12 protein-coding genes are annotated in these 13,170 nt (G+C 47.7%); 2 read left to right on the forward strand and 10 right to left on the reverse strand.

Going from position 1 to position 13,170, the window contains the following annotated elements; genetic code table 11:
* Positions 1-5: 5 nt before the first annotated feature.
* The 7 genes from dtd to P3X63_RS15120 all read right to left on the reverse strand — a co-directional run bounded on the left by dtd (position 6) and on the right by P3X63_RS15120 (position 8,779).
* Positions 6-449, reverse strand: coding sequence for a D-aminoacyl-tRNA deacylase (dtd, locus tag P3X63_RS15090; protein ID WP_026588078.1), 444 nt, complete (start codon positions 447-449; stop codon positions 6-8).
* 12 nt (positions 450-461) lie between these two features.
* Positions 462-2,663 (reverse strand): RelA/SpoT family protein, encoded by a 2,202-nt coding sequence (locus P3X63_RS15095; RefSeq protein ID WP_026588079.1) that lies wholly within the window; start codon positions 2,661-2,663, stop codon positions 462-464.
* Between the two features lie 164 nt (positions 2,664-2,827).
* Positions 2,828-3,340 carry an adenine phosphoribosyltransferase gene (locus P3X63_RS15100; protein ID WP_026588080.1) on the reverse strand — a complete coding sequence of 171 codons (513 nt, stop codon included), beginning with the start codon at positions 3,338-3,340 and terminating at the stop codon, positions 2,828-2,830.
* Between the two features lie 5 nt (positions 3,341-3,345).
* Positions 3,346-5,706, reverse strand: coding sequence for a single-stranded-DNA-specific exonuclease RecJ (recJ, locus tag P3X63_RS15105; RefSeq protein ID WP_277691286.1), 2,361 nt, complete (start codon positions 5,704-5,706; stop codon positions 3,346-3,348).
* Between the two features lie 53 nt (positions 5,707-5,759).
* Entirely contained in the window at positions 5,760-6,068 is a 309-nt protein-coding gene (locus P3X63_RS15110; RefSeq protein WP_026588082.1) for a LapA family protein, read from the reverse strand.
* Positions 6,069-6,218: 150 nt separating this feature from the next.
* Positions 6,219-8,444, reverse strand: a complete 2,226-nt coding sequence (secDF, locus tag P3X63_RS15115) for a protein translocase subunit SecDF (protein ID WP_277691289.1) — start codon at positions 8,442-8,444, stop codon at positions 6,219-6,221.
* Between the two features lie 38 nt (positions 8,445-8,482).
* Positions 8,483-8,779: a post-transcriptional regulator gene (locus P3X63_RS15120; protein WP_026588084.1), complete on the reverse strand. Its 297-nt coding sequence runs from the start codon at positions 8,777-8,779 to the stop codon at positions 8,483-8,485.
* Between the two features lie 116 nt (positions 8,780-8,895).
* Here P3X63_RS15120 and spoVB point away from each other — a divergent pair, with 116 nt between their 5' ends.
* The gene (spoVB, locus tag P3X63_RS15125) at positions 8,896-10,449 is read left to right on the forward strand and encodes a stage V sporulation protein B (protein ID WP_277691291.1); all 1,554 of its coding nucleotides are present in this window, start codon (positions 8,896-8,898) and stop codon (positions 10,447-10,449) included.
* 4 nt (positions 10,450-10,453) lie between these two features.
* Here the strand turns inward: spoVB and P3X63_RS15130 are convergent, their stop codons facing one another.
* The gene (locus P3X63_RS15130; protein ID WP_026588086.1) at positions 10,454-11,098 is read right to left on the reverse strand and encodes a DUF421 domain-containing protein; all 645 of its coding nucleotides are present in this window, start codon (positions 11,096-11,098) and stop codon (positions 10,454-10,456) included.
* Between the two features lie 152 nt (positions 11,099-11,250).
* Here P3X63_RS15130 and P3X63_RS15135 point away from each other — a divergent pair, with 152 nt between their 5' ends.
* The gene (locus P3X63_RS15135) at positions 11,251-11,634 is read left to right on the forward strand and encodes a TIGR04086 family membrane protein (protein ID WP_026588087.1); all 384 of its coding nucleotides are present in this window, start codon (positions 11,251-11,253) and stop codon (positions 11,632-11,634) included.
* Between the two features lie 70 nt (positions 11,635-11,704).
* On the opposite strand, the gene yajC is transcribed toward P3X63_RS15135, so the two are convergent.
* Both yajC and tgt read right to left on the reverse strand, forming a co-directional pair.
* Positions 11,705-11,968, reverse strand: coding sequence for a preprotein translocase subunit YajC (yajC, locus tag P3X63_RS15140; protein WP_085959518.1), 264 nt, complete (start codon positions 11,966-11,968; stop codon positions 11,705-11,707).
* A 46-nt stretch (positions 11,969-12,014) separates the two neighbouring features.
* Positions 12,015-13,160: a tRNA guanosine(34) transglycosylase Tgt gene (gene tgt, locus P3X63_RS15145; protein ID WP_026588088.1), complete on the reverse strand. Its 1,146-nt coding sequence runs from the start codon at positions 13,158-13,160 to the stop codon at positions 12,015-12,017.
* Between the last annotated feature and the right edge of the window lie 10 nt (positions 13,161-13,170).

Consider the following 13,170-nt stretch of genomic DNA (forward strand, 5'->3'; position numbering starts at 1 on the left):
CTTTTTTACGCTTTTGAATCCATGATAAATGTAACCGGGCCGGAGTTCGTCAATTTGACATCCATCATTTCCCCAAACCTGCCCGTTTCGACAGTGACGCCTTTTTCCCGGAGGAGGCTGTTCCACTCTTCGTACAATTGAAGCGCCGTATCCGGCTTCGCCGCCTTAGTAAAATTCGGGCGCCTCCCTTTTTTCGTCTCTCCGTACAGTGTAAATTGAGAGACCGACAAAACCGAGCCTCCAACATCCAATAGAGAAAGATTCATTTTTTCGCCGTCATCCTCAAATATTCGCAGATTGACGAGCTTTTCCGCTAAATATGCGGCATCTTCACTTGTGTCATCATGTGTGACGCCGACAAGCACCATCAAGCCGGCCCCGATCTTGCCGACCGTCTCGCCGTTTACTGAGACGCTTGCCTCTGTCACGCGTTGCACAACCAATTTCATGACCTTTTCCCCCTAATTCATCACCCTGCGTACGGAATAAATGTCTTTGATTTGCTTAATCCGCTCGACCACTTTGTGCAAATGATTGATATTTTGTATGAAAATGGCCATATGAATGGTGGCTACTTTATTGCGGTCCGATTTTCCGGAAACGGATGATATATTCGTTTTCGTTTCGTTTACGGCCTGAAGCACTTCATTCAAGAGCCCGCGGCGGTCGTAGCCGAGGATTTCGATCTCGACATTATATTCCTTTCTCTGCTGCGTCTGCCGTTCATGCTCCCATTCCACCTGAATGAGGCGGTCGAGCGCTTCACTTGTCATCACATTCGGACAGTCTTCGCGGTGAACCGATACACCCCGACCTTTTGTAATGAAACCGACAATCGGATCTCCCGGAACCGGGTTGCAGCATTTGGAAAGCCTGATGAGAAGGTTCTCGACACCTTTCACGCGTACGCCTGCTTCGCGTTTTTTCCCTTGGTAAGGCTTCGATTCGACCGTTACTTCCTGAACGCTTTTCACCTGTTCTTCCTGATCGCGCATCTTCCGCTCTTTTTCTGTCAGACGGTTGGCGACCTGTGCGGCTGTAATCCCGTTATAGCCGACAGCCGCATACATGTCTTCCTCATTGGAAAAATTAAACTTGTCCGCGACCTTTTGAAGATTTTCAGGTGTTAACACATCTTTCACTTCAAAATCCAAGTTCTTAATCTCTTTTTCGACAAGCTCCCTGCCTTTTTCGACATTCTCTTCTCTCCGCTGCTTTTTGAAGAACTGGCGAATTTTATGCTTCGCCTGAGATGTTTGGGCAAGGTTGATCCAGTCCTGACTCGGTCCGTATGAATGCTTAGACGTCAAAATTTCAACGATATCTCCCGTGCGCAGCTTGTAGTCAAGCGTGACCATTTTGCCGTTTACTTTGGCGCCGATCGTTTTGTTGCCGATTTCCGAATGAATGCGGTATGAAAAGTCGATCGGTACAGAGCCTGAGGGAAGCTCAATGACGTCGCCTTTTGGCGTAAAGACGAACACCATGTCGGAAAACAAATCGATCTTAAGAGATTCCATAAATTCTTCGGCATCGGTCGACTCATTTTGGAATTCCAGAATCTCGCGGAACCAAGACAGCTTTTTGTCAAAGCTTGACTCTTCATTCGCGGCCTTGCCTTCTTTGTATGCCCAGTGCGCCGCGATCCCGTATTCGGCGATTTCATGCATGTCAAACGTCCTGATCTGAACCTCCAGCGGATCTCCTTTCGGACCGATGACGGTCGTATGCAGGGATTGGTACATGTTCGGCTTCGGCATCGCAATGTAATCCTTGAACCTGCCAGGCATCGGCTTCCAGCATGTATGGATAATGCCCAGTACCGCGTAGCAGTCCTTAATGCTGTTGACAAGGATCCGCACTGCGAGCAAGTCATAGATTTCGTTGAATTGCTTGTTCTGCATGGCCATTTTTCTGTAGATGCTGTAAATATGCTTCGGCCGTCCGGAGAAGTCGGCTTTAATGTTGACCTCTTCGACGCGGGTTTTGACTTCATTGATGACTTCTTCGACGTACAATTCTCTTTCGGCCCGCTTTTTCTTCATCAAATTGACGATCCGGTAGTACTGCTGCGGATTCAAATACCGCAATGCGGTATCCTCAAGCTCCCACTTTATTTTCGAAATCCCAAGGCGATGAGCCAGCGGAGCAAATATTTCCAGCGTCTCATTTGAAATCCGGCGCTGCTTTTCCTGCGGCAGATGCTTGAGCGTTCTCATATTGTGAAGGCGGTCCGCCAGCTTGATCAAAATGACGCGGATATCCTGAGCCATAGCCACAAACATTTTCCGATGATTTTCCGCCTGTTGTTCTTCCTGTGATTTATATTTAATTTTCCCCAGTTTTGTGACGCCGTCGACAAGCATCGCGACTTCTTCGTTAAACGCTTCTTTTAAATCTTCAAGCGTGACGCTCGTATCCTCCACCACATCGTGAAGAAAACCTCCCGCAATGGTGGCAGGGTCCATTTCCAAATCGACGAGAATGCCCGCCACCTGAATCGGGTGGATGATGTACGGCTCACCTGATTTTCGGTACTGTTCGCGATGCGCGTCTTCCGCATATCGATACGCGTTTTGGATAAAAGCTATATGTTCATCGGAAAGGTAAGACTTTGCCTTTTCAATGACTTGCTCAGCAGTTAATACTTGTTCGTTCGCCATGGAATCACCTTTTTTATATTGAAAACTGTATTGTAATTATTATCAAGAAAAATGTCACAGATGTAAAGAGAAGAAATTGAAAAGGACACACCGGTCCGCAACATTTTAACGAATAGGAAAAAAGCACCCGCTTTTATGAGTGCTTTTTATAGTATAAAATTTGTTTAGTATTGCATCAAGGTTAAAATATCATATCCGTCCAGTTTATTTCTTCCTTCAAGATATGTCAGTTCGATCAGAAAGGCGATTCCGGCAACGACGCCGCCGAGCTCTTCAACAAGCTTGATTGTCGCTTCAATCGTCCCTCCGGTCGCCAAAAGATCGTCTGTGATCAAGACGCGCTGGCCAGGTGAAATGGCATCTTTATGGATGGTCAGGACATCTTTTCCATATTCCAGACCATAGTCGACTTTAATGACTTCCCGCGGCAGTTTGCCTTCTTTGCGGACCGGTGCAAATCCCACGCCAAGAGCGTAAGCAACCGGACAGCCGATGATAAATCCCCTCGCTTCAGGGCCGACGACAAGATCAATCTGTTTTTCTTTCGCATAGGTCACAATTTGATCTGTCGCATAGCGATAGACGTCCCCTTTATCCATCAATGTCGTAATATCTTTAAATTGTACGCCTTCCTTCGGGTAATCCGGCACAATTGTCACATACTTCTTCAAATCCATCTGTTTCATGTCCTCCTCATACTTTCATAAGCTTCAGCGCTTTCGCCCATCAGCTTATTCAGCCACTGTTTGAGCTCGTCCGCCGAAGAATAGACGAGCTTTTGCTCCAATTCAATCAGGCGCTGTTTTTCACGGTAAGTGTCAGATTCTGTTAAATCCCGCTTCGCGGCATCGAATTTAACAGATAAAACACCATTCTCTATTGTAACAAAACCGAGCTCAAAAAACACCTTTGTCATAAAATCAATTGTGTCTTTTGTCCAGCCTTTATGTCTGGCAAGCTCTCCGGCGTATTTTGCTAAGTCAAACGAGCCTCGTTTGAGAAGGAAAGCGTAGTACCATTTGAAATGATCCCTCGTTGGAAACGTCGAGAAAAAATGCTCGTCAGACTGATGAAAAATCAGATAAATCCGCTCAAGCTTTTTGCCTTTTACAGCATGGTCGAACCTCTCAAGCGACTGGGGCGTGTCAATGAAAACCGCATAACGGTTATGTAGATCGAGACGCTTTGCCTCCTCTTCCCCGCTGATGAAGATCAGCTCATCTGCGAGCTCAGTTCCCGCAAATGTCGTTTTCGTTTCTTCCCGGAAACAAAGGAATATCCGTTTTGCCGGATCAAGCTTTAAGATTTTTTCTTTCCATGAACGCTTTCCCCGGAAGTCAAACAGCTGCCATTCGTTTACGGCCGCATCCTTGATCATGAGCTGCGGCTTTTTTCTGTTATTCCATTCATTGATCGACAATTCGCCGACAATGGAAATGTTTGCGCCGGATACGATTTTTTCTTCGATATCACCTTTATAGAATCCGACACAATCAAGCTTTGTCCCTTCGTCTGCCAACACGAGCTTTAGGTGATTCTGATTGGCGCCGATTTTTCTCGCCTCATCAATTTTGGCGTCGCTGACAAGGACGAACGGCTTCGGGTTTCCCGTGCCGAACGGAGCCAGCTTGTTCATTTCTGCGATGCTGTCCACCGTAATATCTTCCAATCGGCAGCAAAGGTCGACTTCCTGGACGGGAATGAAGTCTTCCGCTGTTAAAACAGCTTCAGCCTGGCGGTTGATTCGTTCTCTTAATAGCGGAACATCTTCCTGGCTGAGCGTCATTCCGGCCGCCATCGGGTGGCCGCCAAAATGGGGAAGGATATCCCGGCATTCCGAAAGGTTTTGAAACAGGTCAAAGCCTTTAATGCTGCGCGCAGAGCCTTTGGCAATCCCTTTTTCTTCATCAATTCCGAGAACGATGGCCGGCCGGTAAAACCGTTCGACCAGCTTGGAGGCGACGATCCCGACAACGCCCGGATTCCAGCCGGCCCGCGCACAGACGATGACAGACTGGTCCAGACCCTCGTCCTCTATCATTTGGACCGCTTCTTCTGTGATCTGGTTGACGATTTTTTGCCGTTCTTTGTTCAGTGCGTTAATTTCTTCAGCCAGCTCCCCGGCTTCTGTGTCATCTTCTGTGTTTAAAAGATAAACAGCCGGATCAGCCTGAACGATTCGGCCGACGGCATTGATTCGCGGAGCAATTTGAAACCCGATCGTCTCTTCATCCGCGCTTTGAATCTCGGCTCCCGCAATCTTCGCGAGCGCTTTTAAGCCGGGGCGGTTCGTCTTTCTAAACCGGGCCATCCCGAGCTTGGCGATGTGCCTGTTTTCATCATGAAGCGGCACAAGATCGGCAATCGTTCCGATCGCACAAAGATCAAGAAGGTCCTCAGGAATGTCGCCGTTCAAAGCATGGGCAAGCTTAAATGCGACCCCGACGCCGGCCAGCTCTTTGAAAGGATAGCTGCATCCGGGCTGCTTCGGATGAATGATCGCATAGGCGTCAGGCAAAACCGGACCAGGCTCATGGTGATCGGTAATAATCAAGTCGATGCCGAGCTCTTTTGCGACCTCTGCTTCGTGAACACCGGCAATCCCCGTATCCACCGTGACAATCAGTGAATAGCCCTGTTCCTTTATATGCCGGAATGCGGCTTCATTCGGGCCGTAGCCTTCTTTAAAGCGGTCAGGTATATAAAAATCGGCTTGAGCTGAATATTTTTTTAAGATCTGCAGGAGGACAGTCGTGCTTGTCACACCGTCCGCATCATAATCTCCATAAATCATAATCTTTTCATTTTCTGAAATGGCCTGTTTGATTCGCTGTACAGCTTTCTCCATATCTTTAAGCAGATAAGGATCATAAAAGACAGCATCTTTGCCGTACAAAAATGAAGCTGCTTTGTCTGCTGTATCGTAGCCTCTCATGACAAGCAACGAGGCGGCAAGGGGAGTGATACCCAACTGTTCGGAGAGCAGCTCCACCTTTTCTTTGTCGGGTGTTTTCACATCCCAACGCATTTTTGACGCTAACATAAATTCACCCCTCAACCACCCTATTATACTAGAGCGGCCTGAGGGGATTCAATTTATTTCGTATATCTTTCATCCTTTTGTTCTGCTGATGCAGGCTCTTCAGAATCTGAATGTTGCAGTTTTTCCATTTCCTCCTTTTTGAGCGTCCTGAGCTCTTTTTTCAGCCTCATGATCTGAAAAGCGCCTGCTGAACCGATAATCAGCGCTCCCATCAAAACAGATACCAAAATAACGAGAATCAAGGGCCATTCAGCTGTGCCAAAGAGAAAATCGACCGTGACAGGCTCGACATTGATGACCGCGAAAACAGCAACAATCAGAGTAAAAATAAGTGCAGAAATTAATGTCCATTGTTTGTTCATGATTAGTCTCTCCATTCGCATAATTGTCTAGGCGTTATTTTCCCGCCATGCTCCAATTTTAAACAAAAAGGCGCCGAGCAGGAAGCAGGCGCGTGAAAAAATCTGATTTTCACTAAAAAAACTGCCCGGCCTATCCCGGGCAGTTCAGATCTATTCTTCTTCCAGCTTCGCTTTAGGCTTTTTCAGTTCGCGGCCTTTCCAGATCAGCCATAATTGAGCTGCGATATAGAGCGAAGAATACACACCGCTCAATAGACCGACCAGCAGTGCGACAGAGAAGTTCGTAATCGATGCAGCGCCGAAAACGAGGAGCGCAATCACGACGATGACAACGGTCAAAACCGTATTAATCGAACGCGTAAAGGTTTGCTGCAAGCTTAAATTCACGATATGAGACAAATCGCTGAATGTCTTCGGTTTGCGCTTTTTGACATGCTCCCTGATCCTGTCGAACGTAACGATCGTATCGTTGATCGAATAACCGATAATCGTCAATACAGCGGCAATAAAGGTGATATCCACCTCAAGCCTTGTGATGCTGAAGACGGCGATAATGAAAAATGCGTCGTACAGCAATGAAGCAATGGCCGCAATCGCCATCTTGTACTCGAAGCGGATCGATACATACAAGATGATGCCGAGGGCAGCGATCGCCACAGCGAAAAGCGCATTTCGCGCCAGCTCTTTTCCGACAACCGGCGAAACGGTGCTGACATTCGGCTCCATTCCATACTTGTCTTTAAAATAATCTTTCACTTCTGCAATTTTTTTCTGGTTCGGAACACCGACGAACCTGGCGACACCGCGGTGGTCACCATCCCCTGAAAGAACGATCGAATCGGCGGTGAGCCCGACTTCCTCAAAGTCCTTTTGGAGCTGTTCGCTCGTCAGCTTATGGTCGCTTTGGACTTCGATCCTTGCTCCGCTGGAGAAATCAATCCCCAGATTCAGCCTGAATACAAGGAGAATGACAATTCCGGCAGCTAAAATGATTCCGGAGAAAGCGAAAAACCATTTTCGTTTTCCGACAAAATCCCATTTTTCAAACGGTGTCGGCGGCTCGGTATTTTCGTCCGTTTTGTTGATGTCCAAGATATCTTTTTTACGGACGCCGAACCAGCCTTTTTTCCGGTCGAGCCAGCGGCTTTCGACCAATAAACCGAGCAAAAATCTCGATAGGAAAACGGCCGTGACAAAGCTTGTCAAGATCGACAGAATCAGCATTGTCGCAAACCCTTTGACAGAGCTTGTTCCAAAGATAAACAGAACGATTCCGGCAAGCATCGTTGTGATGTTGGCGTCAAAAATCGTCGCAAACGATCTTCTGTTCCCTGATCTGAAAGCCGAGCGGACCGATTTGCCGAGCTTCAGCTCTTCTTTGATCCGTTCGTAGGTAATGATATTGGCATCAACGGCCATACCTACACCTAATATGAGCGCCGCTATTCCCGGAAGGGTGAGGACGGCGTTCATCCAGTCAAATATCTGCAGGGTGATGTAAATGTAGACGGAAAGCGTGATAATCGCGACTAACCCAGGCAGACGATAGTAAAGAAGCATAAATAAGAAAATAATAGCGATTCCGATGACTCCGGCAAACACCGTATCGTTTAAAGCCTGTTCCCCAAACTGCGCACCGACGGATGTCGAGTATTTTTCAACGAGCTTGACAGGAAGGGCTCCGGCATTCAAAATGCTTGCCATGTCTTTCGCTTCCTGAACTGTGAAATTCCCTTCGATCATGACGTCAGACGTATTCAGCACCTGGCTGACATTCGGGGCTGAAATGTATTTATGGTCCGCTTTTTGCGATTCTTTTTTGTAAGAATCGCCTTTTTTGTAGTCAAGCCAAATGACAAGCTGATTGTTCGGCTTCATATCGAGCACTTTTTTAGTGACTTCCCCGAATTTATCCGCATCCTTCAGCTTGATCGTCACGATCGGCTCGTTCGTATCTGGTTTAAAAGACTGTTTGGCGCCGTTTTCCACAAGGTCTGAGCCATTTAAAAGCTCCTTGTCATTCGTGTCTCTGAATGAGAGCTGCGCCTGTGTGGATAAAATTTCCCGCGCCCTGTTCTGGTTGTCAACGCCTGCGAGCTGCACCCTGATCCGGTTGTTGCCTTCAATCTGGATGTTCGGCTCGCTGACCCCCAATACATTGGCCCGGCGATTGAGCGCTTCAACGGTGCTGACGAGCGCATCCCTGTCAATTTTATCCCCTTTTTTGGCAGGCTGGACTTCATACAAGACCTCAAAACCGCCTTGAAGGTCAAGGCCAAGGCTGATGTTGTCGGCAGCCGGCTTCGTAAACAATCCCAGTCCCGTACCGATCAACAGAACGGTAACGAAAAACGCAATCAAGCGTCCTTTTTTCATTATGTATTTCCTCCTTAAATCAACCAAAAAATCGACGGTTACTTCAGCAGCTCATCGAGCATATCCTGCCCTTCTGGGCTGTCGAGTAAATTAGACGTTTTAAACGATTCGACGGTTGCATAGTTCATAAATTCGCCAATTTTCACAGTTAAAATATCATCGGCCAGCTGGTGAATTTGAACATCCTTCTTGTTCTTCCATTTCTTATTCAATAAGTATGACCATAATTCCTTTATTTCAATATCATCATAACCAAGGACCATGAACTCTTCCGTTTTGCTGAGAAGAAACGGTTTCAGATGATCCTTGTACAGATCGGCCGGATGTTTGTCCATGCTAAAGCCACGCTCCTTTCACATTTTTTCAGAGAGACTTGTCATGCTTGGACGATGTATGCGCATATCTTATTGTATATGATTAAAGGTTGTTTGAGAAGGCAGGGGACTAAGAAATGACCAAGCAGACGTTTTTAAAAAGCACGCTCATCTTGATAGCAGCAGGTTTGATTACAAGAATGCTCGGCTTTATCAACCGGATTGTCATCGCCAGATTCATCGGCGAAGAAGGCGTAGGGCTGTATATGATGGCGGCGCCGACCTTTTTTCTGGCGGTGACCCTCACCCAATTCGGCCTTCCCGTCGCCATCAGCAAACTCGTGGCTGAAGCGGAGGCCCGCGGCGATCACAGAAAAACAAAGCAGATTTTGGTGATGTCTCTTGCGATCACGGGCACGCTCAGCGCCCTTATCACACCGGTGTTCCTTATTTATGCGCCGCTGATGGCCGAAACGCTTTTAACGGATGAACGAACGCTGTATCCGCTTTTGGCGGTGACACCGGTCGTTCCGATCATCGCCGTTTCCAGCGTGCTGCGGGGCTATTTTCAAGGCAAGCAGAATATGAGGCCGCTCGCCGTATCCCAAGTGCTTGAACAAATCGTCCGGATATCGCTTGTCGCGGTCTGCACAACTGCCTTTTTGCCGCTCGGAATCGAATACGCCGCAGCAGGCGCGATGCTGTCCTCCGTTTTTGGAGAGCTTGTTTCACTGCTTTATTTGTTTATCGCCTTTAAATATAAAAAGAAAATCCGCATTCGCAAACGCTTTTTTAAGTCGCTGATATCCGGACGAACAACTTTTTTCGAGCTGATGAGCGTCTCGCTCCCGACAACAGGCAGCCGGTTTATCGGCAACTTGTCATGGTTTTTTGAACCGATCGTCGTTGCGCAAAGTTTGGCGATTGCCGGAGTCGCCGCTTCGGCTGCAACGGGCCAATACGGGGAGCTGACCGGTTTTGCCATGACCCTTCTCACCCTGCCAAGCTTTATTACGTATTCGCTGTCAACTGCCCTTGTTCCGGCCATCAGCGAAGGCATCGAACAGAAAAAAATGCAGGTTGTTGAATACCGGTTAGAACAGGCGATGCGGCTCTGCCTTTTAAGCGGCGGAATTTCCGTTGTCGTTTTGTTTTCCTATGCGGATGAGCTTGTCAGCGTGATGTACGGTTCTTCAAATGCCGCGATTTATGTCAAAGTGATGGCCCCGTTTTTCTTGTTTTATTATTTTCAGGGCCCGCTTCAAGCCGTATTGCAGGCTTTAAACCTGGCCGGGGCGGCCATGATGAACAGCCTTGTCGGCGCCCTTGTGAAAACGGGTCTGATATTCGTGCTCGCTTCACGCCCGTCGCTCGGCATTATGGGGGCGGCTCTGGCGATTGTAACAGGCATGATCCTTGTGACGATGCTGCATGCGGCAACGGTCAGCAAAGTGCTCCCCATCAGCATCAATTTAAAGGAATATGTGCTGTCCTTTGCTGTCATTTTCATTTCGGGCTGGGCAAGCCTCTGGATGAAGCAGCACCTCTTCATCGAGCACGCCGAACCGATCCGCCTCTTTTACTGCGTGCTGGCGACAAGCTGTCTGTACGTATTCCTTTTGGTCGCTTTCAGGCTCATCAAAAAAGAAGAAATCCAGCGTTTTCCTTTGTTCGGCCGCTGGATTTCCTAACGCTTTATATTTCGTCCTTGAGATCAATAAAGAAAGAACCTTTGTGATACGCGCAGAACGATATCTCGGACAGGTCGCGGTGGCCTCTTTCGGCAAGCTTTTGTTCAAGCCACTCCTGATTTTTGCCGATCCGCTGCAAATGGTCTTTCTGAACGATTCCATCGACGATCAGCGGCAGTTCAATCCGGTGATTCGTCCGGTCTTTGGTAAACACCGACAGCTTGCCCGTCGGCTCCAAAATCGCATAGGAAACATCTGCAATGCGCTCGATGTTCTTTTCTCTCAGCTGGGTCAGCAAGTCATCAAAATTATAGCGCTGGGTTCTCATTGCCTGCTCATCGATTTTCCCGCGATCAATGATAATCGTCGGTTTTCCATCGAGAAGGTGGCGGATTTTTTGGTTTTTCAATGATAAATAAGCAAAAAAAACTTGAATCAATGTTAAGACAAAAATCGGAACGAGCGTATGCAATAGGTGATCATCGTGATCCTCTATGGCCAGCACCGCTATTTCAGCGATCATAATAAAAACGACAAGATCCAATATGCTTAATTCTCCTATTTCTCTTTTTCCCATGAAGCGAAACAAGATGAAAATGACCGCATACAAAAAGACCGTCCGAAAAATAAGAGCAAATATTTCCTCCATAACGGCCGCCTCCTTCCGCTTGAACCTCTATTCATAGCCTTTGTTAAAACAGGGCTTTTATGTACAAAAAGCTCGGAACAGCTAGTCTATTTGCCGGACAGGCAGAATACATTTAAAGAGGAGGCCATCTATTTTTAGAGAGGAGGTTCTTGATGAACGAGCCAAAGCAAATCGGCAAGGGGATTTTATACAGTCTGGTCGTCATTTTCGCCTTGATGTTTGCGGGAAGCCTGCTGATTTCACTGCTCTTGACATGGACATCGCTCACCGAAAGCTCATTCGGCTGGTTGATTACCGCTATATCCTTTATTACACTGTTCATCGGCGGGTTTGTTTCCGGAGGAAAGGCGAAGGAAAAAGGGTGGCTGATCGGAGCTTTGACAGCTCTCTGCTTCTCGCTGACAGTGCTGCTGTTTCAATATCTCGGGTTCGGAGAAGCTTTCAACCTCAAACAGCTTCTGTATCATGCAGGGTTTATGGGTGTCAGCATGATCGGGGGGATTTTCGGGGTCAATCTCCACGGAAGCCGGGCATAGACCGAAAAATGAGGGAGCGGATCAATCCGCTCCCTCATTTTTGTTCGCTTATGTAATAAGCAGCTGCCGGCTATTCGGCTGACGCCTCTCGAATCGCGCGGCGATCGAATGTCAGACGTGTATTGTCGCCTGTTTTGATGACAACCTTGCTTTCGTCAATTGAATCAACAATACCGTGCAGGCCGCCGATCGTTACGACTTTATCTCCTTTTTTCAGCTCCTCCTGCATCTGGCGGACAGCTTTCTGCTGCTTCTGCTGAGGACGGATCAACAGGAAATAAAGAACCGCAAACATTAAAATAATCGGAAGTAATGTTCCAAGCATCTCCATTATTTTTTCACCCCTTTCAAATGAAATATCGCTGGTTTTCGTTTATGTGTCAGAAACTTTTAGCGTTTGGTTTATTAAAACCGTAGCGTTCAAAAAACTCTTCCCGGAAATCACCTAAACGATCTTCACGAATGGCATCTCTGACTTGCCCCATTAATTTTAACAGAAAATAAAGATTATGATAAGAAGTTAAACGAATTCCAAACGTTTCATTGCAGCGGATTAAATGTCTGATATACGCCCGTGAATAGTTTCGGCACGTATAGCAGTCACAGTGCTCATCAATCGGCCTGAAATCCTTTTCATACTTGGCGTTTTTGACGACGAGGCGGCCTTCGCTCGTCATGAGCGTGCCATTTCTGGCAATTCTCGTCGGCAGCACGCAGTCAAACATGTCGACACCGCGGATCGCGCCGTCAATGAGTGAATCCGGTGAACCGACACCCATCAAATAGCGCGGTTTATCCGCAGGAAGCAAAGGAGTCGTAAACTCCAGCACGCGGTTCATGACATCCTTCGGTTCTCCGACTGAAAGTCCACCTATAGCATAGCCCGGGAAATCGAGCGAAATCAAGTCTTTCGCACTCTGTTTCCGCAAATCTTCATATTCGCCGCCTTGAACGATCCCAAAGAGCCCCTGCTCATCAGGGCGCTTGTGGGCTGCAAGGCACCTTTCCGCCCAGCGGCTTGTCCGTTCAACAGACCTTTTCATGTAGTCGTATTCCGCCGGATATGGCGGACATTCATCAAACGCCATCATAATATCGGAGCCGAGGGCGTTTTGGATATCCATCGCTTTTTCAGGCGATAAAAACAGCTTGTCTCCGTTTAGATGATTGCGGAAGTGAACGCCTTCCTCTTCAATTTTGCGGAATTCGCTTAGAGAAAACACCTGGAAGCCGCCTGAATCGGTCAGAATCGCGCGATCCCAATTCATAAACTTGTGAAGGCCGCCCGCTTCCTTGACGATTTCATGGCCTGGTCTCAGCCAAAGGTGATAGGTGTTGCTTAAAATAATGCCGGCGCCCATCTCTTTCAGCTCTTCCGGAGCCATTGTTTTGACGGTGGCCAGTGTCCCTACCGGCATGAATGCCGGTGTATCAAAGGAGCCGTGGGGGGTGTGGACTTTCCCCAGCCTTGCTCCTGTTTGTTTGCATGTTTTTATGAACTCATAACGTATCGGTTGCTGCGACAAATGATGAGCC

It is taken from the genome of Bacillus sp. HSf4 (genome assembly GCF_029537375.1).
Lineage (GTDB): Bacteria > Bacillota > Bacilli > Bacillales > Bacillaceae > Bacillus > Bacillus sonorensis_A.